The organism is Brevibacterium sp. HMSC24B04 (assembly GCF_001806835.1).
Classification (GTDB): domain Bacteria; phylum Actinomycetota; class Actinomycetes; order Actinomycetales; family Brevibacteriaceae; genus Brevibacterium; species Brevibacterium ravenspurgense.
The window spans coordinates 1-20,827 of record NZ_KV786121.1; the positions used below are offsets into that span (position 1 = coordinate 1).

Consider the following 20,827-nt stretch of genomic DNA (forward strand, 5'->3'; position numbering starts at 1 on the left):
GAACAGCGCCTACTTCGTCATCATCGGCGCCTCGTCATATGGGGAAGCTCAGCCCCGCAGGGGCTGCGGCGCTGCCGTCAGTGGCTGAGGTCTGAGCCTGCGGTTTCCTTCATGGTGGAAATCGTGATGCACGAGACGATCAGCAGGAACACCGAGTATCCGGCGAAGATCCAGGGGTTGCCAACGGCGGCGAGAACCATGCCGGCGGTACCGCCGAACGCTGCAATGGCCACGGCGTAGGGGATGCCGAAGCCCGCGGTGCGCTGGGCGGTGGGGAACATTTCGGCGTAGGTGGCCGGGGCGTGCGAAAGGAATCCCGCCAGCAGGATCAGCTGCGTGCACACTGCTGCGACCAGCAGCGGGAACGATCCGGTGGCGATGATGCCGATGGCGGGGAAGTACAGAAGCGCACTTCCGCCCAGGCCGATGAGCATAGTGGGTTTGCGGCCCCACTTGTCAGACACCCAGCCCCATACCGGAAGTGCGAAGCAGAAGACGATATTGCCGATCAGGCCGGCAACGAAGCCCTGCTGTTCCGTGAAGCCGAACGACTTGTGCGAAATAGATGCGATGGTGACTGACCAGATGTAGTACGAAACCGTCAGACCGGCGGTCATGCCGATGACACGCAGGCCGATGGGCCAGTTCTTGAACACTTCGATGAAGACGTTCTTTGACAGCTCTGGTTTGGGCTGTTCCTGTGCTTTCCTGCGCTGCTCTTCGAAGATTTCGGATTCTTCCATGTGGCGACGGATCCACAGCGCCACAAGTCCGAGCACGGCGCCCAGGGCGAACGGGATTCGCCACCCCCATGCGCTCATGGCCTCCGGTGACAGTGTTGCCTGCAGGGTCAGGCCGAGAGCCAGGCCGATAAGCTGGCCGCAGGTGCCGGACACGTAGATGCTGGAGGAGTACAGGCCCCTGTGCTCACGAGGTGCCTGTTCGGCAAGGTAGGTCTGTGCGGCTGGGAGCTCACCGCCGTGGGCGAGCCCCTGAATGAGCCGGGCCACAAGGAGCAGTGCTGAGGACAGCCAACCCACCGATTCATAGGTTGGGCAGATCGCGATGAGCAGTGAGCCGCCGGATGCGGCGACGACTGACAGGGTGAGTGCGTGTTTGCGGCCGATTCGGTCGCCGATCCAGCCGAAGACAACACCGCCGAATGGCCGGGCGACGAAGCCGACGGCGAAGACCGCCATAGTCTCCAGGAACGCTGACTGCGGGTTGTCGCTGTTGAACAGCTGGCTGGACAGGTATACGGCGAAGCTGGCGTAGACGTTCCAGTCGTACCATTCGAGCGCGTTTCCAACGCTCGTGCCGATGATGGTTTTGGCGTTTGTATGCGGACGTGCTGTTGCTGATGTTGGTGGTGTGCTCACGGGCACCTACTTCGAATCGGGTTTTTTGATGTGAGCCAGACTACGCCCATTGAAAGGTGCTGACGGTCAGTTTCTGTCATTTTTCTGTAGGCGGTTAGACTGGACTGCTGACACCTACACGCACTGGAGGACCACGCGGTGACTTTTCTTGAGGGGCTGAGAGGCCCTGATGACCTGCGGGAACTCAGCGACGCAGAATGTGACGTTCTGGCCAAAGAGATCCGCGACGAACTGATTTCGAAAGTCTCAGCCGTCGGCGGACATCTGGGTCCCAACCTCGGCGTTGTCGAACTGACCATGGCGATTCACCGCGTGTTCAAGTCCCCGCGTGACACCGTGCTGTTCGATGTAGGCCACCAGTCCTACGTCCACAAACTCCTCACCGGCAGACTCGCCGGCTTCGACACGCTGCGCCAGTGGGGCGGCATGTCCGGCTACCCCTCGCGGGAAGAAAGCCCGCACGACGTCATCGAGAACTCGCACGCTTCGGCTGCGCTGTCATGGGCTGACGGCATCGCCAAGGCGAATCAGCTGCGCGGTAAGAACGACCGCCACGTCGTCACCGTCGTCGGCGATGGTGCACTGACGGGCGGTCTGGCGTGGGAAGCGCTCAATACAATCGCAGCGGACGAATCGACCCCACCGCGCAAAATGGTCATCGTCGTCAACGACAACGGCCGCTCCTACGCGCCGACCGTCGGCGGCTTCGCAACGCACCTCGATTCCCTGCGCACTTCGTCGAGCTACGAAAAGATCCTGTCCTGGGGCAAGGAACGCCTGCAGGAGGGCGGGATCCCCGGCCGCTACGCCTATTCGGCCATGCACGGTATGAAAAAGGGTCTGAAAGACATGGTGACGACGCCGTCACCGCAGGCCGGCATGTTCGACGAACTGGGGATCAAGTACATCGGCCCGGTGGACGGGCATGACCTCGAAGCCCTCCAGCGGGCGCTGACTCTGGCCAAACAGTACGATGCCGGTCCCGTCATCGTGCACGCGCTCACCCAGAAGGGTCACGGCTACGCTCCGGCGTATAACGACGACGCGGACCAGTTCCACGCCGTCGGCGTCATTGACCCTTCAACGGGCAAGGCCAAGCCGACAGTCGGCACCTCGTGGACCGAGGTGTTCGGCAAGGAAATCGTTGAGATCGCGCGCAAGCGCGACGACATCGTGGCAATCACCGCCGCCATGCTGCAGCCGGTTGGACTGAAAGAATTCGCAGACGAATTCCCCGACCGCGTTTTCGACGTCGGCATTGCCGAACAGCATGCAGTGGCCTCGGCCGCCGGTCTGTCCTTCGGGGGACTGCACCCCGTGGTCTGCCTGTACGCAACCTTCCTCAACCGCGCCTTCGACCAGGTGCTCATGGACGTTGCACTCCACAAACAGGGTGTGACTTTCGTCCTCGACCGCGCCGGCGTGACAGGCCCGGACGGAGCAAGCCACCACGGCGTGTGGGACATGGCGATGCTGCGGATCGTCCCAGGACTGCAGCTGGCAGCCCCGCGTGACGCCACACGACTGGTTGAAGAACTGCGCGAAGCCGTCGAAGTGGAAGACGCCCCGACGGTCGTGCGTTTCTCCCGCGGCAAAGTCGGCCGTGAATTCGAAGCGCTGCGCCGCACAGAAGACGGCGTTGACGTGTTGGCCGACGTGCCTGAGGACTGCAGTGAAGACGTTCTCATCGTGTCGGTTGGGGCTCTTGCCGACCGAGCCCTGGCTGTGCGTGACGAACTCGCTTCCCGCGGCATCGGCGCCATGGTCGTCGACCCCCGGTGGGTGCTGCCGGTCCCGCAGTCCGTCATCGAACGCGGCGCTGAGTTCAGCCTCGTCGCTGTGATCGAAGACGGCATCAAGATCGGCGGCATCGGGTCGCAGATCCGTCAGGAGCTGCGCGAAGACCGTTCGCGCACGGGCGTTGTCGAACTCGGCGTGCCGGATGAATTTCTGCCGCAGGGAACGCGCGAAGAAGTCCTGTCCTATGCCGGCATGGATGTTTCGGACATGGTCGACGACATTCTGCGCATGCTTCCCGGTGCTGAGCGTCACCTGCGCGAAGCTCGCTGACTCAGCCGGCTGACCAGCAGGGGCAGGAGACTGCAGCCTGCAGCCGGCCGGCACTCAGGCGCGTACGCCGCGATGCTGATCGATCACCCGGCACAGCAGCGGTGCAGCCTCGGCAATCTGCCATTCGCGCGCACCGCGCTCCCGCAAGAAGTCTTCGACAGCATCGACATCGGCCGGGTGGTCGCCGCCAAGGGCAGCCCGCGATGCCAGTTCCCGCACCAAAGCCGGAGTGATGAGAAGGTCGTGCGGCACATCGAGCTCTTCAGCCCGCGCGTTCACGGCACTCTTCATGTGCGTCAGGATGTCCTTTGCCGCGTCCCGCTGTTGCCTGGTCAGCCGCGGTGTTGACTTCTGCGGATCGCGCACCGTGGGCATCATGTCTTCTGGCAGGCGGTTACAGGCCTGCACGGCGCTGAAGAGCTCACGGGCATCCGCGGGTGTCGGGCGGCCTCGACCGGGAAGTCGCAGCAGCTCTTTGGAAGATCTCAGCTGTGTTCCCGCTGCTTGCACCATAGCTCGGTCCGCGATGATGCGTCCGGGAGCGACATCGCGCTCTTCGGCGATATCGTCGCGCACCGCCCACATGGCGCGCACACGCCCCAGACCGCGGCGATTCTTGATTGCACCCAGACCGTGCACGCGCCGCCAGGGCTCCGGGTACACCTTCGGGGTGAACAGTGCAGCGTGTGCGAACTCCTGCTGAGCGATTTCCCACTTGTCGGCTTCACGCAGCTTCTGTTCGAGAATGTCGCGCAGTTCAATGAGCAGTTCGACGTCAAGAGCGGCGTAGGCCAGCCAGTCGTGGGGGAGTGGACGCTGAGACCAGTCGACGTAGGAGTGCTCCTTTGCCAGGCGAACTCCCAGGTGGGCGCCGATGAGTGAAGCCAGTCCGAATTTCGGTTCGTTCAGCAGACGAGCGGCGATTTCGGTGTCGAAGACGCGGGTGGGAACCATGCCGGCTTCAGCCAGACAGGGCAGGTCTTGGCTCGAAGCGTGCAGAATCCATTCGGCATCCTGCATTGCGCGGCCAACCGGTTCGAGACTGTCAAAGGCTTCCGGGTCCAGCAGGAGGATCCCCGTTCCTGCGCGCTTGAGCTGAATGAGGAAGGCGCGGCTGCCGTAGCGGATGCCCGAGGCACGTTCGGCATCGACGGCTACGGGGCCAGTTCCGGCCTCCAAAGCAGCAACCGCGTCGGCGAGCGCTTTCGGGGTGCTGATGACCTCCGGCACGCCGCCGGCGGGTTCGTCGAGGAGTGGAAGGTTGGGGTCGACGTCAGATGAGCTCATCGCCTGCGTCCCGGGAAGGGACTGACTCCTTCGGGCATGGGTGGAAGGCCCGCCACGGTCATGATGAGCTCGACCCACGCTTCAACGTGTTCGGAAATGTCTGCGGGATCCTCAAGCACTGGGGTCCACGATGCACGCAGTTCAAGGTCGACGGTCGTCGGCCGCTGCGCGAGGGTTCCGAAGCTTTCGGATATGACTTTCGTGGTTGTGCCGCCGACGGCGGTCACATCGCAGTCGCGCCCGTCCAGGGCGTCTGTCAGCCACGTCCACGCAACGTGGCCGAGCATCGGCTCGGCGGCCAGTTCGTCTTCGAGTTCCGCACGGATATAGGACACGATCCTGAACGGCCCCTGCCATTCTTCCGGTGCTGCCGGGTCGTAGAGGACGACGATTCGGCCGGTCGCGAGGTCGTCAACGGCGTCGTCTTCGAGGAACGTGCCCTCGGCTGTGACCTGGGCGGAGAAAGCGACGGCCCACGGTGCTAGCCGGCCGGGTGCGGCGATTTCTTCGATCCTCACCTGCGGGGTCGACTGCACGGCCCGGAGGGCCTCGGCGAGTGTCGCGAAGGCCTTGGGCGTGCGGTTGATGGGAACAGGCTGGACCACGCCCTCAACGGTAGACAGCGCGGCGAGGCAGGCGAAGCTCCCACGCCGGGCGGATGGAATACTCGGGGGTCGAAGTGCCTTGAACCGTCGGAAGGAGTACGCAGTGACTGTTGAACCGGAAGACTTCAAAAGCGCTTTTGCCGATCACCCGGCCGGGGTGTGCATCATCACCGCAGACAGCGGTGACGGTCCGTTCGGGCTGACGGCCTCCTCGGTGGCCAGCGTGTCGCTCGACCCGCCTTCGCTCCTGTTCTCCGTCACGAAGGCCAGGGGAGCGGCCGGTCATGTTCTCGACGCTCCGCGCTTTGCCGTCAACATGCTCCACGCGGGGCATTCGGAGCTTGCCGTTCAGTTCGCCATGCCCGGCGGGGAGCGCTTTTCGGCCCGCCAGAACTGGACGTATATGGATGATGGGGTCCCGGTGCTCGATGACGCGCACTCCGTGTTTGTGTGTTCCCACTACGGCAGGCTGCCGGTTGGGGAATCGACGGTGGTCGTGGGAGAAGTGGAAGACATCGTGCGCAGGCCACAGGGCATTCCCATGGTCTATCACCAACGCCGCTTCCACGACCTCGGCAAACTCCTGTGACGAGGTGCCGGTCACACCTTCGCGGTATGACCGTGACCGGTGTCCCGGATGGGCTCAGCATCTGAGACGATAGGGGCATGGCTACAACTTTCGAGCGGGCGGCAACCGGCCGTCCTGTATCGCGCACACCCATCTGGTTTATGCGGCAGGCAGGCAGGTCTCTGCCGGAGTACCTCAAACTGCGTGAGGGCACCTCGATGCTGGAGTCGTGCCGCCGCCCAGACATGGTCACCGAAATCACGATGCAGCCGGTCCGCCGTCACGGCGTTGACGCTGCGATCTTCTTTTCCGACATCGTCGTTCCGCTGCAGGCGGCTGGTGTTGGCGTGGAGATCAAACCCGGTGTTGGGCCGGTCATGGATCAGCCCATCCGTCGGGCTGAGGACATTGACGCCCTGCCAGAGCTGACTCCGGATGACATTCCCGACATTGTCGAATCGGTGCGCGGAATTGTTGAGCAGCTTCCCGAAGACACTCCGCTCATCGGCTTTGCCGGCGCACCGTTTACGCTGGCCAGCTACCTCATTGAGGGCGGTCCGTCGAAGAATCACGAAAAGACGAAGGCCATGATGGTCGGCGCTCCTGAACTGTTCGACCGTCTGCTGAGCAAGCTCGACGTCATGTCGGAGCTGTTCATCCGCACGCAGGTTGAGGCCGGCGCGAGCGCTTTCCAGGTGTTCGACTCCTGGGCGGGCTACCTGTGTGAGGAGGACTACCGTCGTTATGTTCTGCCGCACACGCAGCGTCTTTTCTCCGGCCTTTCTGATCTGGATGTTCCCAGCATTCACTTCGGTGTGCAGACCGGCGAGCTGCTGACCGCTATGTCGGAGGCCGGTTCGACCGCCGTCGGCGTCGACTTCCGGGTTGACCTGGCCGAGGGCATTAAGCGAATCCAGCCGCATCAGGCTGTGCAGGGCAACCTGGATCCCGCGATGCTGTTCGCTCCGTGGGAGGCTCTGCAGGAGCGGATCGAGTCGATTGTCCGCAAGGGGCTCGAAGCTCCCGGCTTTGTGTTCAACCTGGGTCACGGCGTGCTGCCGAACACCGATCCCGAGGTGCCGGGCCGGGTTGTTCGGGAAGTCCACAGGATCTCGGAACAGGTTCTGGCTGAAAAGGCATGACCGGACGCCGCGCTGTCGTCATTGGGGCCGGGATCTCCGGCCTGACCGCCGCCTATGAGTATCTGCAGTACTCGCCGGGCAGTTCTGTCACGGTGTACGAGGCGTCTGACCGCTTGGGCGGTCTGCTGAAGTCCTCGACACTGGGCGGGGCTGTTGAGTCGGCAGACGTCGGTGCCGAGGCGAGCCTCTATGTGCGGCCGGAAACCCGGGGCCTTGCCGAGGCCCTCGGCCTGGAAGCCGTCTATCCCTCCCGCGAGCACTCTTCGCAGCTGTTTGTGGGCGGTCGGATGCAGGCTATGCCCAAAGGCACCCTCATGGGCGTGCCGGGGGATCCCCGCGCGCTTGATGGAATCCTGAGCGCCGATGAGATCGCCAGAGCTGAAGCCGAACAGCTGACCCCCGCCGGTGCTGACGATGTGTCGGTCGGCGATTTCATTGCCTCCCGCCTGGGTGATGCGGTTGTCGACAAAGTGCTCGACCCGCTCATCGGCGGCGTGTATTCGGGTCGCTGCCGCGACCTGTCGATGCAGGCGACCGTGCCGGCGCTGCTGCAGGCACACCGCGAGGGCACCTCAGTGCTTGAGACCGTCAGGGACGCGCTTGCCGCCCGCACCGCCACCTCGGGAGCGAATGTTCCCGGCACCCAGAAGAAGTCCGCACCGCCCGTGTTCATGACTCTGCGCGGCGGGATCAGCGTTCTGATCACGGCACTTGCCGACGATGTGCGCAGTCGTGGCGGGCAGATCAATACGGGTGCGCAGGCTGTGTCCGCGAACAGAGCAGACGACGGCTGGCAGGTGGTGTTCGCCGGTGGCGAGCAGGTGCGTGCCGACGATCTCATCATTGCCGTGCCCGCTTACGCGGCAGCTGAGATTCTGCGCGCAGAGGCACCTCGGGCCGCGCAGCTGCTGGCGGAGGTTCCCTACGCCAGTTCGGCTGTCATCACGGCGGTCATCGACCTGGTTGAGCCCCTAAACGGCAGTGGATTCCTCATCCCGCCTACGGAAGACCGCTTCATCAAGGCCTCCACCTACGCGTCAAACAAATGGCCGTGGCTGGACGACGTCCTGCCTGAAGGCCGTGCGGTTGTGCGCATGAGTGTGGGCCGCTTCGGCGATGCCCCCGATGTGTGGGAGCAGTTGGACGATGACGAACTTGCCAGCCGCGCGTGGGCGGACTGGCTCGACATCACCGGCAGGAACGACACTGCTGTGCACCTCGAAGTCCAGCGGTGGCAGGACAGTCTGCCGCAATTCACCCCGGGACACTTTGACCGCGTGGCGGACATCGACCGCGCGACATCTGAGATCCCCGGCCTGGCGCTGGTCGGAAACGTGTACGAAGGTGTAGGACTGCCGGCGTGCATATCCCGAGCGCAGAACGAAATCCATCGCATGAGCGAGAAAGGCTGATAATGCGCGAATACCAAGAACCCTCACAGGAACAGATCGACCGGGCCAACGACGAAATCCGCTACCTCGGCTATTCCGTCTTCGCCGCCAGCGGTGACCTCCCCGAGGGTGACCGCCAGCAGCTTGCCGGTGAGGTCCTTGAGCAGCTGGACGAACTCAAAGCGGAAGGCCTGACCGTCCGCGGAACCTACGACGTTTCGGCACTGCGCGCTGACGCCGACATCATGTTCTGGTGGATCGCACCGAAGGTCGAAACCCTCCAGAAGGCTTACTCGATTGTTCGCCGCTCAACACTCGGCGCGATCCTCGAACCCGTGTGGTCGGTTGTCGGTCTGCACCGCCCCGCAGAGTTCAACCGCCGTCACATCCCAGCGTTCATGACGGACGAAACACCGCTGGACTACCTGTGCGTGTACCCGTTCGTGCGCAGCTACGACTGGTACATCCTCAAAGCCGAAGACCGTTCGAAGATGCTGCGCGACCACGGTATGGCAGCTGCGGGCTACAAGGACATCAAAGCGCACACGGTGTCGTCGTTCGCTCTGGGCGACTACGAATTCCTGCTGGGCTTCGAAGCCGACCAGCTGCACCGTCTGGTCGACATGATGCGCGACCTGCGCGCCACCGAGGCTCGCCTGCACGTGCGCGAAGAAATCCCGTTCTACACGGGACCGCGCCGCGAACTGGCTGACATCATCGCCGACTGGCGCTGATCCCCGTTGACCCCAAGCAGCGCCAAGCGCTGACAGAATGACTGTGGCCGCCGGATACTCCGGCGGCCACAGTCATTCCCACAGCCCAACCCGGCCCCAGCACCGGAGGCCAGCCAGAACCAGGTGAGCTCCGCCTCGTCAGTCCTCCACGAGTTCCAGACAGATGGAGTTGATGCAGTACCGCGCATCGGTCGGGGTCGGAAAGCCCTCACCGTAGAAGACGTGGCCCAGGTGGCTGTCGCAGGCGGCACACCGCACCTCGGTGCGGACCATTCCCATTGATTCGTCGCGGATGTAGCGCACGCGGTCTTCAGCCAGCGGTGCATAGAACGCCGGCCAGCCGCACTGGGCATCAAACTTCGTTTCCGAGGTGAACAGCTCCGCCCCACACGCCCGGCACAGATAGCGGCCTTCGCGGAACACCCCGTCGTACTCACCGGTGAACGGCCGTTCCGTTCCACCCTGGCGAAGCACAGCGAACTCCTCCGGGGAGAGAATCTCCTGCCATTCCTGTTCTGTTCTGTTTGCTGCGTCAGCCATGTCAGCTCCTGTTCTTTGTGCGCCGGTGATGACTCAACTGTAGAAAACTGTGTTCGGTGCGAAGAATTCCGGCCACGTTGGCACACCGGCGTCAGCCGACCCTAAACTGTTCTGCAGGAGGTAACCAGGTGGCACAGCCTATCCAGTCCAAGACAGCACGAGCCCTGGCAGCGGGGCTCGGCATCGGCATCGGGATCGGTGCTCTTGTCTCGATTGCCTCTTCCGGGCTTGCCGTCTACTTCGCACGGAAAGTCGTCACACCCGGAAAAGCCAAAAACGATGTGCGGATCCTACACGTCGAGGGTTTCGACGACGACATGATCATCCACCTGGAAGCAACGCCGGACACTCTGGTTCCCGGAACATACGGCCTGTACTTCGGCAACGGCACCGACGAAGGCTTCGCCCGCATCGGCGATCTCATTGAATACGACCCCGTTTCCGCAACCGTCAGCCGGAAGGTCGACACAGTGCTGCGCGGGGACATCCGTCACGCTTCCGTGGGTCGGTGGACGGGAACCGTCCACTTGGGGCCAGAAGACCTCGACCTTCCGTGTGAAAACATCGTCATCAGCTCTGACGTTGGGGCGCTGCCATCGTGGTTCCTGCCGACCACCGCGGCACAGCCGTCGGACACGTGGGCCATCCTGATCCACGGCCGAGGCGGAACTCGCCGGGAAACGCTGCGTGCGGCTGCCGTTCTTGACCGGGTGGGGATCCCGTCAATCGCCATGTCCTATCGCAATGACCCGGAAGCTGAACGCCACCAGACCTACGGCCTGGGGGATACCGAATGGCTTGACGTTGACCGTGCAATTGACTTCGCCCTGGCCAACGGGGCGCGCAGGATCGTGCTGTTCGGATGGTCGATGGGTGCCGCAATTGCGTTCCAGACCGCATCCCGTGGTCGTCACGCCGACAGCATCGTCGCCATGGTGCTCGACGGTCCGGTTGTCGACTGGTATGACGTTCTGGACCACCAGGCCAGGCTCAACCTGCTGCCCACCCCGATTGCCAGGCTGACGCTGCAGATGATCACTCAGCCGTGGGCGCGCAGACTCACCGGCCTGGAAACGCCCCTGGATCTTGACCGCATGGACTGGGTTAAGCGAGCGGCCGACCTGAGACTGCCCACACTGCTCATCCACTCCGAAGATGACGAGTTCGTGCCGGTGGGGCCGTCGCGTGCGCTCGCCGGCTTCCGTCGGGACCTCGTGACAATGCCGCGCTACACAAAGGCGCTGCACACAAAGGAATGGAATGTGGATCGGCTCGCATGGGAAGACGACGTGGCGCGTTTCCTACGCAGTCTGGAAACCCAGACGCAGCATGAGGGTGCTGTCGCCTTCGACGGCTGACAACAGGCGCAGGTCGGCGGGGCCGTCCAGTTCGACCTGACCGAGGATGCCCGGCCCATCGCCGCCCACCAGCAGCGGACTGGTGGTCACGCACATTTCATCAATGGCGCCCGCGGCTGCCCATGCGCCCAGCAGGGACGGGCCCCCTTCACACAGGGCGCGCTTGAATCCGCGCTGGGCCAGCGCCTTCAGCACTGTGTGCGGGTCAGCAGTGTCAACGCGGATGACTTCATCGAGACTGCTGCGCAGGCGCTGCAGAACCTCGTCGTCTTCGGCTGTTGTGAAGACGATGATGCGGCCGCTGCCGGCAGACGTCAGGTGTTCGACGTCGAGGTTCCCTGAGCCGGTGATGATCGCCAGCACAGGGGCCGGCTCCTGGCCGCGGGCCTGCCGGGCTTCAGCAAAGCGCTGGCGGGCGGGCAGACGCGTGTAGCCCTCTTCACGGACAGTGGACGCACCGACGATGACAACATCGGCCAGGGAACGCAGGACGGCGAAGACGCGCTTGTCCGAGGGGCTGGAGATGGTTCCTGACAGTCCGTCCGCGCCTGCGATCTTGCCGTCGAGGCTTTGCACCATGTTCGACTGTACGCGTGGGCGATCCGATGGAATCGCGGTCGAATCGTAGAGTTCGGTCAGGACTTCTTCTTGCGGGTCGGGTGCGAGGTCGACAGGCGAGGGGAAGATCTGCTGCAAGTGCTGTGAGGCGGCCACGAACAGACTCTTAACGTGCGAGGAAGTCAGCGCTGCCCATGGCGATCATGGGGTTCTTGTCGGGGTCGAGCGCCTTGAGGATGGTCCCCATGTCTTCGCGGTCGACGGTCACGCAGCCGTGGGTGCTGTTTCCGTGGTCGACGTGCAGCCAGATGCCGCCGCCGGGGGCTTTGCCCTGCGGGCGTGTGCGGTCGGTGGGCGGAACCCCCGTTTTGCGGTTGTAGTCGATTGCGAGGACGTAGTCGTAGACCTGCGTGTAGTCGTCTCCGTAGACGGCTTGAGCGCTGCCGCGCAGGCTTTTGTCCTGTGTGTAGGGCATCTTCGTGCCCGGGTCGGGCAGGTAGCCGCCGGCATCAGTGAGCGTGAAGACTCCCGCCGGGGTCGACATGTCGCCCTCTTTGCGCTTTTCCTTCCACCCGGCTTCGCCGTTGTGTCCGGTAAACGACAGCTTCTGCTGCCAGCCGCCATCAGTTCGCTCATACAGGGTTGTCGTGACGGCGGTGTCTTTGTTCTTCGGACTTGAAGACACGATCACCTGTTGGGTGTCCTGGGGAATCTGGGCGGCCGTTTTGGGGCCCAGCTGGGGGATTGAGGTGTGGACTTCGCTGCTGTCACCGCCGCGGATGTGCAGAACGGGTGCGGAAAAATCGCCGGGTGTGCGCAGGGTGGGCGCGGTGAGCTGCTCGTCTTCGGCAATTGCCGGGGTCGACTGGTTGGCGGCTGCCACAGCCAGTGCAAGCGCACCGGCAAGAACGCCGGCCGCTGGGAGAATCCACCACGGCTTCGCGGATGGCGAGTTCGATCGCGCGTTTTCCATGCAGCCCAGTATCTCATTCCGAACGCGCAAGACGGTGGACCGGGCGTGTCTGCGGTAGGTGCGCGGTTCTGCCGAAGGCCTGCCGTACGGCAGTGTCGGCTAGACTGCACCGCATGAGCAAACCGTCCGACGCCGGTTCCAACGGCACACCGTCCAACGGCAGCCCAGGCTTTTCATCTGAGAACAGCTCTGGGGCCGGGAGCCTGCACCGAGAGATCTTCGACAGCGAGGTCGATGGCGATTCGACTCGCCAGATGAGCTTGGACGAAATCAGCGAAATCGGTCGGCAGCGCTCGTCCGAGGGCGAACGGTTCACTCCGCCTCCTCCGCCGGCAGCACCTCCTCGGGCCGGCGCTCCCACGCCGGCAGCCCCACCGGTTCCTCCAGAGCGGCCAGCCATCCGCGCACAGTCGGACGTCGATGCCTTTCCGCCTCCTGCCGTGCCCCCGACGGCCCCGACCGTCGGTGCTGCGCAGGCGCACCACGGTGCGCCCCAGGCGCCTGGACAGTTCAGTCCGCAGGCAGGATACGCAGGCCACGCGGCGGCCGGCTACGCAGCAGTCGCACCGCCCCAGGCTTCTCACGAGGGCGCACAGCAGCAAGAAGAGCCCAAGAAGAAAAAGTCGAATCTTCCGTGGGCCGCTGTCACCTTCACCACCGTATTGGCGCTTTTCCTCGTCGGCGCGGGCCTGTACATCTTCTTTGACATGCGGTCATCGGAAGACCACATCGAAACAACTGCGCCGCCGGAGGTGGGCGGCGCGTCGTCTGAAGCTGAACCCGAGGAGAGTGAACCAGCCGAAAGCACCCCGACCTTCGATGCTTCGGATGCGAAGGCGTTCATCACGCCGTCGGGCAATATTTCGTGTGTCATCTACAAGGACCGTGCACGCTGCACCGTCTACAGCTTCGACTATTCGCCCGGTGACAAACCGGAGAACTGCTCTGACGATGTTGAGTGGGGAAGCGTTGCGGAAGTGACCAAGAAGGCTTCCGGCTTTTCGTGCAAGAACGTCGGCGAAGGTCCAAGCCCGGAAGAACTGGGCTACGGCAAAACCATCAAGGCCCACGGTTTTGAGTGCTCATCGCAGAAAGACGGTGTGCGCTGCAAGGGACCGGGCGGCAGCTTCCACGTGCGCAAGGCAGAGTTCAAGTTCGACTGACACGGGCCTGTCTCAAACGCTAAGACAATAATTCGAGACTCAACGGGGCGAGAGTAGGGTCACAGTATGCGTCTGCTTCTCCTTAGCTGCCGCGGCGAGTCCTGAACAAGGCCGACCCTCGTCGCGGAGTCAGTGCTGTTCGGTCGCCTGAAGACCACCCAAGGAGATCACATGACGAATCTGCAGAAGCCAAGCCCCATGCCGTTCACGAAGTACAAGTCGTTCTTCGATCGCATTGACCTTGACATGTCCGACCGCACGTGGCCTGACCAGCGTCTGACCCGCGCACCGCGCTGGCTGTCGACCGACCTGCGCGACGGAAACCAGGCGCTCATCGACCCCATGACGGTCGAACGCAAAATCAAGATGTTCGAACTGCTGGTGAAGATCGGCTTCAAGGAAATCGAAGTCGGATTCCCCTCGGCCAGCCAGCCGGATTTCGACTTCGTGCGCCACATCATCGAAAAGGACATGATCCCGGATGATGTGCGCATCTCGGTTCTGACCCAGGCGCGCGAAGACCTCATCGAGCGCACCGCCGAATCGCTCATCGGCGCGGACAAGGCCACCATACACATGTACAACGCGACGGCTCCGGTGTTCCGCTCGGTCGTCTTCGGCTTTGACGGCGACGGTCGCGCACAGACGAAGGACATCGCGCTGCGCGGAACCCAGGCCGTCATGAAGGCAGCCGAATCCGTCCTGCCGAACACCGACTTCGGTTACCAGTACTCGCCGGAGATCTTCGTCGACACGGAACCCGATTTCGCTCTTGATGTCGTCGCGGGAGTGCTCGACATGTGGCAGCCGGAAGAGGGCCGCGACACTGTCGTCAATCTGCCGGCCACTGTTGAGCGCGGCACCCCGAACGCCTACGCCGATCAGATCGAATGGTTCTGCCGCCACATTCCGTACCGCGATCAGGTTGCGGTGTCTCTGCACCCGCACAACGACCGCGGCACGGGCGTCGCAGCGGCAGAGCTGGGACTCATGGCCGGTGCCGACCGCATCGAAGGGTGCCTGTTCGGCAACGGTGAGCGCACCGGCAACCTCGACCTCGTGACGGTTGCCATGAACCTGTACACGCAGGGCGTTGACCCGGAACTGGACTTCTCCGACATCAACGAGGTCATCCAGACGGTTGAGCACTGCAACCAGATCGGCGTGCATGAACGCCACCCCTACGGCGGTGACCTCGTGTTCACCTCGTTCTCCGGTTCCCACCAGGACGCCATCAACAAGGCCTTTGCCGAACGCGAGCGTCGGGCGCGTGAAACGAGCACCCCGATCGACCTCATGGAATGGGACATGCCGTACCTGCCGGTCGACCCGAAGGACCTCGGCCGCAGCTACGAAGCGATCATCCGCGTCAATTCGCAGTCGGGCAAGGGCGGGGTCACGTACCTGCTCAAGACCGAGTACGGCCTGGATCTTCCGCGCCGCATGCAGGTGGAGTTCTCCAAGGTCATCAAGAACGTCACCGCCGGCGGCGGGGAACTGTCCGCAGAGGCCATCTGGTCTGCCTTCAGCGACGAATACCTGCCGACCGACAACGCGTGGGGCCGCTTCCGCATCAAGGGGCTGCGCACTGAATCGCTGGGCGATGACGAGGCCGGCCGCCACGCCGAAAAGGTCGAGGTGGCGCTCAGCATCGACGGTCAGGAACGGGAATTCGAGGGGCTGGGTACCGGACCGCTCAATGCCCTGGTCAACATCCTCAACGACAACTTTGACCTCGACATGCGCGTACAGGACTACTCCGAACACGCTGTTGGTGCGGGTGCCGACGTTGCGGCTGCCGCCTACGTTGAAGTCATGATCGGCGACCGGATCATGTGGGGTGCGGGCATGCACCCGAACATAGCGAAGGCTTCACTCAAGGCCGTCATCTCGGCTGTCAACCGCTACCTGCGGGACAACAGCGACGACTGACCCAAAGAACGAGACAAGCTCACGAGGCGGTGCCGACGCACCGCCTCGTGGCGTGTGGGGGACAATGGACAGGTGAGGAAATATCGTGACGCGGGTGTTGTCCTGGGCACCCATAAGCTCGGCGAAGCCGACCGGATCGTCACGATCCTCACGCGCCGCAGCGGAGTAATCCGCGCCGTTGCGAAGGGGGTCCGCAGAACCTCGAGCCGCTTCGGTTCGCGTTTGGAACCGCTCATGATGATCGACCTGCAGGCCAACCGCGGCAGAAACCTCGATGTTGTCACTCAGGTGGAGCTCATTGAGCCCTTCGCCCAAGGGCTCATCTCCGACTACGACTACTACACTGCGGGTTCCGTGATGGCAGAAACCGCTCTGCGGTTGACGGAAGACGATCCGCACACGGAAGACCAGTTTCTTCTGCTGGTTGCCGCTCTGCGCTCTATGTGTCGGCGCGAACATCCTGCGCGTTCGTCGCTTGACGCCTATTTGATTCGGGCGATGTCGCTGGCCGGGTGGGCGCCGAGTCTCATCGACTGTGCCCGCTGCGGGGCTCCCGGTCCGCACCGCGCGTTCTCCCTTGAAGCAGGAGGTGCCGTATGCCGGGCATGCAGGCGGGGAGGGGAGCACCTCCCCGGGCCCGATGCGTTGGCATACCTGCACAGGATCAGCACGGCAGACTGGCCTGAGCCTGGCACGGTTGCCGACTATGACGTGCAGGCGGCGTCAAAAGTGGTGACCGCTTTTGTGCAGTGGCACTTGGAGAGGCGTGTGAAATCGCTGGCGCTGTTGGAGCGCTGAACGGCTGTCCTGCCATAATGGCGGCGTGAAGCATCAGCCGATTCCCCCGCACCCGCAGGGCGCCCAGCCGCCGGCGATCCCGTCGAAGTTCGTTCCAAAGCACATCGCCGTTGTCATGGACGGCAACGGCCGGTGGGCGAATGAGCGCGGTCTGCCGCGCACAGAAGGCCACAAAGCCGGCGAGGCCTCGCTGATGGAGGTCATCTACGGCAGCCTGGAAATGGGCGTCGAGGTGCTGTCGGCTTACGCATTTTCGACGGAGAACTGGAAGCGCTCCCCTGAAGAGGTGCGCTTCCTCATGGGCTTCAACCGCGATGTCATTCGACGCAGGGTTGATGAACTCGATGCCCTGGGTGTGCGCATGGTGTGGTCGGGCAGGGAAGGCCGTCTGTGGCGCTCGGTCATCAAGGAACTTGAGGTTGCGCGTGAGCGCACGAAGAACAACACCCGCATGACCCTGCAGTTCTGCGTCAACTACGGTGGGCGGGCTGAAATCCTCGATGCGGTCAACGAGATCACGCGGGAGGTCGCTCAGGGCAAGCTCAAGCCCGGCAAAGTGACCGCGAAGTCAATGGCTGCACGGCTCTACGCACCGGACCTTCCCGATGTCGATCTGTTCCTGCGCTCTTCCGGTGAGCAGCGCACCTCGAACTTCCTGCTGTGGCAGTCGGCCTATGCCGAACTGGTCTTCCAGGACGTCCTGTGGCCGGATGTCGACCGGACCACGCTGTGGAAGGCGATCGAAGAGTATGCCAGCCGCGACCGGCGTTTCGGCGGAGCCGTCGACAAGGTTGCCGGCAAGCGCTGAGAAGACAGAAGAAGCGGGCCCGAAACTGGTCTCGGGCCCGCTTTGCTGTTAAGCGTGAACGCTGACCGGTTCAGCCGGGACTCCGCTCTCAGCGGCGGCGGTCACCGCCGCGTTTGTCATTGCGGAAACCACGGCCGCCGCGCTTGAACGGACGGTCGGAGCCGGCTTTGCGGTCTTTGCGCTTAAACGGGCGGCCGGGGCGGCCGGTATCAACGCGGATGTCGATGCGCTTGCCCTGAATCTTGGTGTTCTTCAGGCGGTCGAGAACCGCCGGGTCGAGGTCTTCCGGCAGGTCGATCAGCGAGTGGTTTGATCGGATGTTGATGTGGCCGATCTGCTTGTTCGTGATGCCGCCCTCGTTGGCGATGGCGCCGACGATCGCACCGGGGTTGACGCGCTCGTTGCGGCCGACTGCGATGCGGTAGGTGGTCAAGCCCTCTGTGGTGCGGGCGCGTTCATTGCGGTCGGGGCGCGCCTTCGGTTCGGGCAGCGGTTCCGGTTTCAGGGTTGAGGTGCCCAACACGAGTGCCGCCAGTGCCGCAGCGATGTCGGCAGCTGGGACATCGTGTTCGAGTTCGTAGGCGTCGATGACGGGACGCAGCTCCGACAGGTCGGTTGAGGCGAGTGCCTCGGAGATCTGCTCCTTGAACTTCTGGGTGCGGGAATCTGCGAGTTCGTCGACCGTCGGCATGGTCAGCGGCTCAACCTTCTGGCGGGTGGCCTTTTCAATTGAACGCAGCATGCGCTGTTCGCGCGGGGTCACGAAGAGGATCGCCTCACCGGTGCGTCCGGCGCGGCCCGTCCGGCCGATGCGGTGGACGTAGGACTCCGTGTCCAGCGGAATGTCGTAGTTGACCACGAGCGAAATCCGCTCGACGTCAAGACCGCGGGCAGCAACGTCGGTGGCGACCAGAATGTCGATCGAACCGGAGCGCAGCGCCTCGACTGTGCGTTCGCGGGCCTGCTGGGGAATGTCGCCGTTGATGGCGGCGGCACGCATGCCGCGGGCCCGCAGCTTTTCCGACAGTTCTTCTGTTGCCTGCTTGGTGCGGACGAACATGATGATGCCGTCGGCTTCCTCGACTTCGAGAATGCGGGTCAGCGCGTCGAGCTTGTTGGAGTGCATGACCGTCAGGAAGCGCTGGCGGATGTTCGCACCGGTTGCGGTGGCCTGCTTGATGCGGACCTCTGCCGGGGTTTCCAGGTACTGCCCGGTGATCCGGTGGATGGACGACGGCATGGTCGCGGAGAACAGCGCCACCTGGCGGGCGGAGCCGGATGCGGCGAAGATCTCCTCGATGTCTTCCTGGAAGCCCATCTTGAGCATTTCGTCTGCTTCATCCAGCACCATGTGGCGCAGGTTCTGCAGTTTGAGCGAACCGCGCTTGAGGTGGTCGATGACACGGCCGGGCGTTCCGACGACAACCTGAGCGCCGCGCTTAAGGCCCGACAGCTGCGGTGTGTAGGACTGTCCGCCGTAGATCGGCAGAACAGAGAAGTCGGGCAGGTTCGCGGCGAAGCTCGTCAGTGCTTCGGCCACCTGGATGGCCAGTTCCCGGGTAGGGGTGAGGATGAGCGCGAACGGGCCGTCGTCGGCACGTCCGGCATCAGCCAGGTGAGTCAGCATCGGCAGGGCGAACGCGGCGGTCTTGCCGGTTCCCGTCTGCGCCAGGCCGATGACGTCACGGCCTTCCAGCAGCAGCGGGATGGTCTGCGCCTGAATGGGCGAAGGGGACTCGAAGCCAAGATCGGAGATCGCGGCGAGAACGGAGAGGTGGAGGTCGAATTCGGAGAACTGCGGGCTGTCTTGCTGCGCGTTTTCTGCCGAGGTGTTTTCTGCGTGGTTTTCTGCGCTGTCCATGGGACTCGTTTCTGTGCGTGTGCACGCTTGATCGCTGAGAACTGAATTGGCGATCTGCCCGTTCTAGGCCGGTGTGCACTCATAAACGCACGGAAAGCCCAGAGAGTTTGCGCGCCGAGCGCGCAGAAGATGCTGCGCAGCCTGTCGGCGCACACGGTTTAGGTGCACGTTCAAGTCTAAGCCACACCCGCGCCCGCCGGGTCGCCAAAGACCGTGAGTTCGGTAACCTTATGGAGGCTGCGCAATCGCAGCGACCCCGTACCGGCAGCGAACCGGCTGCACAACGCATCAAGGAGCATCTGTGGCATCGACTCTGGATTCCGTCATCACCCTGGCCAAGCGGCGAGGCTTCGTCTTCCAGGCCGGAGAGATCTACGGGGGTTCACGTTCAGCTTGGGACTACGGTCCGCTCGGTGTAGAGCTGAAGGAGAACATCAAGCAGCAGTGGTGGCAGACCTTTGTGCGCGGCCGGGCCGACATGGTCGGCCTGGACTCGTCGATCATTCTGCCGCGCCAGGTGTGGGAAGCATCCGGCCATGTCGAAACCTTCGTCGACCCGCTCGTGGAATCCCTGCACACCAACAAGCGCTACCGTGCCGACCACCTCATCGAGGCCTACATCGCCAAGCACGGCAAGGAACCTGAAAACGGTCTGGCTGACATTCGCGACCCAGAAACGGGTCAGGAGGGCAACTGGACGGAACCGCAGATGTTCTCCGGTCTGGTCAAGACCTACCTGGGTGCTGTTGATGACGGCCAGGGCCTGCACTACCTGCGTCCCGAAACCGCGCAGGGCATCTTTGTGAACTTCGCCAATGTTGTGACTGCCGCCCGCAAGAAGCCGCCGTTCGGCATCGGACAGATCGGCAAGGCGTTCCGCAACGAGATCACACCGGGCAACTTCATTTTCCGCACCCGCGAATTCGAGCAGATGGAGATTGAGTTCTTCGTCCACCCGGATGACGCGCAGAAGTTCTTCGACGACTGGGTTGAGGACTGCTGGAACTGGTTTGTGGAGCTTGGCATCAACCCGGACAACATGCGCAAGTTCGATGTTCCGGCAGAGGAGCGCGCACACTACTCCGACGGCACGATCGACCTGGAGTACCGCTTCGGCTTCACCGGCGGTGAATGGGGCGAGCTCATGGGTGTGGCCAACCGAACCGATTACGACCTTGGCCGTCACACGGAGCACTCCAACCAGAAGATGCAGTACTTCGACCAGGCCACCGGCGAGCGCTACACGCCGTATGTCATCGAACCGTCGTTTGGCCTCACGCGTGCGCTCATGGCGTTCCTCGTTGATGCCTACGTCGAAGACGAAGCTCCCAATGCCAAGGGTGGGGTAGACAAGCGCACCGTGCTCAAGCTCGACCCCAGGCTCGCACCGGTCAAGGCCGCTGTTCTGCCACTGTCGCGCAACGAAAAGCTGTCCCCGCAGGCACGCGAACTGGCTGACAAGCTGCGTCGCCGCTGGAACGTCGAATTCGACGACGCTGGTGCTATCGGTCGCCGCTACCGCCGCAATGACGAAATCGGCACGCCGTTCTGCATTACCTATGACTTCGATTCGCTCGATGACAACGCGGTCACCATCCGCAACCGCGATGACATGAGCCAGGAGCGCGTGGCGCTCGACCAGGTGGAGTCCTACCTGGCC

Annotated in this window: 18 protein-coding genes; 11 read left to right on the plus strand and 7 right to left on the minus strand. The window is 63.3% G+C overall.

Translation table 11 applies throughout. The annotated features are described in order from the left end of the window. Positions 1-77: 77 nt before the first annotated feature. Positions 78-1,379: an MFS transporter gene (locus HMPREF3092_RS10375; protein WP_070424837.1), complete on the minus strand. Its 1,302-nt coding sequence runs from the start codon at positions 1,377-1,379 to the stop codon at positions 78-80. A 138-nt stretch (positions 1,380-1,517) separates the two neighbouring features. Between HMPREF3092_RS10375 and dxs the strand changes: the two genes are divergently transcribed. After that, positions 1,518-3,449: a 1-deoxy-D-xylulose-5-phosphate synthase gene (gene dxs / locus HMPREF3092_RS10380; protein WP_062020902.1), complete on the plus strand. Its 1,932-nt coding sequence runs from the start codon at positions 1,518-1,520 to the stop codon at positions 3,447-3,449. A gap of 54 nt (positions 3,450-3,503) precedes the next feature. On the opposite strand, the gene HMPREF3092_RS10385 is transcribed toward dxs, so the two are convergent. After that, positions 3,504-4,736: an HRDC domain-containing protein gene (locus tag HMPREF3092_RS10385; RefSeq protein ID WP_062020905.1), complete on the minus strand. Its 1,233-nt coding sequence runs from the start codon at positions 4,734-4,736 to the stop codon at positions 3,504-3,506. Next, the gene (locus tag HMPREF3092_RS10390; RefSeq protein ID WP_062020908.1) at positions 4,733-5,341 is read right to left on the minus strand and encodes a DUF3000 domain-containing protein; all 609 of its coding nucleotides are present in this window, start codon (positions 5,339-5,341) and stop codon (positions 4,733-4,735) included. Before HMPREF3092_RS10390 ends, HMPREF3092_RS10385 begins: the two co-directional genes overlap by 4 nt. 103 nt (positions 5,342-5,444) lie before the next feature. Between HMPREF3092_RS10390 and HMPREF3092_RS10395 the strand changes: the two genes are divergently transcribed. The 4 genes from HMPREF3092_RS10395 to hemQ all read left to right on the plus strand — a co-directional run bounded on the left by HMPREF3092_RS10395 (position 5,445) and on the right by hemQ (position 9,176). Continuing rightward, complete coding sequence (locus HMPREF3092_RS10395; RefSeq protein ID WP_070424838.1) at positions 5,445-5,930, plus strand: flavin reductase family protein; 486 nt, start codon at positions 5,445-5,447, stop codon at positions 5,928-5,930. Between the two features lie 77 nt (positions 5,931-6,007). Further along, positions 6,008-7,051: a uroporphyrinogen decarboxylase gene (gene hemE, locus HMPREF3092_RS10400; RefSeq protein WP_070424839.1), complete on the plus strand. Its 1,044-nt coding sequence runs from the start codon at positions 6,008-6,010 to the stop codon at positions 7,049-7,051. Then, positions 7,048-8,463 carry a protoporphyrinogen oxidase gene (hemG, locus tag HMPREF3092_RS10405; protein ID WP_070424840.1) on the plus strand — a complete coding sequence of 472 codons (1,416 nt, stop codon included), beginning with the start codon at positions 7,048-7,050 and terminating at the stop codon, positions 8,461-8,463. The genes hemE and hemG overlap by 4 nt, the downstream gene beginning before the upstream one ends. Positions 8,464-8,465: 2 nt before the next feature. Next, a complete protein-coding gene (gene hemQ, locus HMPREF3092_RS10410) occupies positions 8,466-9,176 on the plus strand; it encodes a hydrogen peroxide-dependent heme synthase (protein ID WP_070424841.1) in 711 nt (236 codons plus the stop codon). 138 nt (positions 9,177-9,314) lie between these two features. Here the strand turns inward: hemQ and msrB are convergent, their stop codons facing one another. Further along, positions 9,315-9,716, minus strand: coding sequence for a peptide-methionine (R)-S-oxide reductase MsrB (gene msrB, locus HMPREF3092_RS10415; protein WP_019175221.1), 402 nt, complete (start codon positions 9,714-9,716; stop codon positions 9,315-9,317). A gap of 128 nt (positions 9,717-9,844) precedes the next feature. Between msrB and HMPREF3092_RS10420 the strand changes: the two genes are divergently transcribed. Then, a complete protein-coding gene (locus HMPREF3092_RS10420; protein ID WP_070424842.1) occupies positions 9,845-11,074 on the plus strand; it encodes an alpha/beta hydrolase family protein in 1,230 nt (409 codons plus the stop codon). On the opposite strand, the gene HMPREF3092_RS10425 is transcribed toward HMPREF3092_RS10420, so the two are convergent. Further along, entirely contained in the window at positions 11,018-11,788 is a 771-nt protein-coding gene (locus HMPREF3092_RS10425; RefSeq protein WP_019175219.1) for a dihydrofolate reductase family protein, read from the minus strand. The genes HMPREF3092_RS10420 and HMPREF3092_RS10425 overlap by 57 nt on opposite strands. Positions 11,789-11,798: 10 nt before the next feature. Further along, positions 11,799-12,605 (minus strand): L,D-transpeptidase family protein, encoded by an 807-nt coding sequence (locus HMPREF3092_RS10430; RefSeq protein ID WP_070424843.1) that lies wholly within the window; start codon positions 12,603-12,605, stop codon positions 11,799-11,801. A gap of 113 nt (positions 12,606-12,718) precedes the next feature. Between HMPREF3092_RS10430 and HMPREF3092_RS10435 the strand changes: the two genes are divergently transcribed. The 4 genes from HMPREF3092_RS10435 to HMPREF3092_RS10450 all read left to right on the plus strand — a co-directional run bounded on the left by HMPREF3092_RS10435 (position 12,719) and on the right by HMPREF3092_RS10450 (position 17,306). After that, positions 12,719-13,768 carry a DUF6636 domain-containing protein gene (locus tag HMPREF3092_RS10435; RefSeq protein WP_070424844.1) on the plus strand — a complete coding sequence of 350 codons (1,050 nt, stop codon included), beginning with the start codon at positions 12,719-12,721 and terminating at the stop codon, positions 13,766-13,768. Positions 13,769-13,939: 171 nt separating this feature from the next. After that, on the plus strand, positions 13,940-15,700 hold the full coding sequence (gene leuA, locus HMPREF3092_RS10440) for a 2-isopropylmalate synthase (protein WP_019175216.1): 1,761 nt from the start codon (positions 13,940-13,942) through the stop codon (positions 15,698-15,700). 72 nt (positions 15,701-15,772) lie between these two features. After that, positions 15,773-16,498, plus strand: coding sequence for a DNA repair protein RecO (recO, locus tag HMPREF3092_RS10445; RefSeq protein ID WP_070424845.1), 726 nt, complete (start codon positions 15,773-15,775; stop codon positions 16,496-16,498). Between the two features lie 25 nt (positions 16,499-16,523). Beyond that, positions 16,524-17,306, plus strand: a complete 783-nt coding sequence (locus HMPREF3092_RS10450; protein ID WP_070424846.1) for an isoprenyl transferase — start codon at positions 16,524-16,526, stop codon at positions 17,304-17,306. Positions 17,307-17,394: 88 nt separating this feature from the next. On the opposite strand, the gene HMPREF3092_RS10455 is transcribed toward HMPREF3092_RS10450, so the two are convergent. Next, entirely contained in the window at positions 17,395-19,167 is a 1,773-nt protein-coding gene (locus HMPREF3092_RS10455) for a DEAD/DEAH box helicase (protein WP_070424847.1), read from the minus strand. A 301-nt stretch (positions 19,168-19,468) separates the two neighbouring features. Here HMPREF3092_RS10455 and HMPREF3092_RS10460 point away from each other — a divergent pair. Then, positions 19,469-20,827, plus strand: a 1,359-nt coding sequence (locus HMPREF3092_RS10460) for a glycine--tRNA ligase (RefSeq protein ID WP_070424848.1), incomplete at its 3' end; no start/stop codon positions are given.